This is a genomic window from Nocardioides sp. NPDC059952 (assembly GCF_042730435.1).
In the GTDB taxonomy this organism is placed as follows: Bacteria; Actinomycetota; Actinomycetes; order Propionibacteriales; family Nocardioidaceae; genus Nocardioides.
Window position 1 is genome coordinate 1 of record NZ_JBHWLY010000162.1, and the last position, 1322, is coordinate 1322.

The window sequence follows — 1322 nt, forward strand, 5'->3', positions numbered from 1 at the left end:
GGCCATGCCCAGCCCCGCGGCCGCCGCGAACCCGGTCACGCCGGGCAACTTCACCGGCTACGGCTTCGACCAGTGCCAGGCACCGTCCCAGACGGCGATGGACCGTTGGTGGCAGCACTCCAAGTTCGGCGCGGTCGGCATCTACATCGCCGGCAACTCGCGTGGCTGCCGCAACCAGACCAACCTCAGCGCGACCTGGGTGCGCAAGCAGCAGGCCCGTGGCTGGCGGCTGCTGCCGATCACGCTCGGGCCGCAGGCCCCGTGCAACCCGCACTTCCCGCGCTACCGCGACGACCCGCGGATCAGCGCGCGCTCCACCGACCAGTACGCCACCGCCAAGCGCCAGGGCGTCAACCAGGCCAACGCGACCGTCGACGCCGCCAAGCGCTACGGCATCGCCGCCGGAAGCACGATGTTCTACGACCTCGAGGGGTTCGACATCGGCAACCAGCGCTGCCGTGAGTCGGCGATGTGGTTCGTCTCGGCCTGGAGCCACCGGATCAAGAAGCTCGGCTACCGCCCGGGGCTGTATTCGAGCGCGTCGTCGGGGATCAAGGCGATGTACGCCGTCTGGCACGCGCAGCCGCGCGGGTTCGTCTACCCCGCGGACCTGTGGATCGCCGACTGGGACGGTCGCGCCGGCACCTCGACCAAGTACATCCCCGACAAGCCCTGGAGCCCCCACCGCCGCGTCAAGCAGTACCGCGGCCCGCACAAGGAGACCCATGGCGGCACCACCATCGAGATCGACTCCAACTACGTCGACCTCGGCCGCGGCTCCTACGCCCGCCCGGTGACCCACTGCGGCGGCGTCCCGGTCAGCTTCACCTCGTATCCCGACCTGAAGCCGCGCACCAGCTCCTACACCCCGTCGCCGATCTACACGAAGGCGCTCGAGTGCATCCTCCGTGAGCGCGGGAACTTCGGCGGTCCCATCGACGGGACGTACGACGCAGGGCTGGTGCGGTCGATCAACGCCTGGCAGCGCTCGCACGGGCTGACCGTGCGGAAGACGTGGACCAAGGGTGCCTGGAAGACGCTGTGGGCGGCCAACAGCCGACCGCTCCTCAAGCGCGGCTCCTCCGGCGAGACCGTCCGCGACCTCCAGCGCGCACTCAGCGCCACCTCCGCACCCGAGCGCCCGAAGATCACCGGCGTCCTCGACTGGAACACCCAGGTCGCCCTCGTCGCCTACCAGAAGCGCCTCGGCCGCACCGCCAACGGCATGGCCACCGAGGTGACCTGGTACGACCTGGCCCACGGCCGCTGAGCTGGAGTTGTGAAGCTGAGAGTGACCTATAGACCACTCTCAGCTTCACCAC

General features: G+C 69.5%; 1 protein-coding gene. It reads left to right on the forward strand.

Translation table 11 applies throughout. The features are described 5' to 3' along the window. A partial coding sequence (locus ACFV9G_RS29885; RefSeq protein WP_378733120.1) for a glycoside hydrolase domain-containing protein occupies positions 1 to 1270 on the forward strand: 1270 nt, incomplete at its 5' end. Between the last annotated feature and the right edge of the window lie 52 nt (positions 1271 to 1322).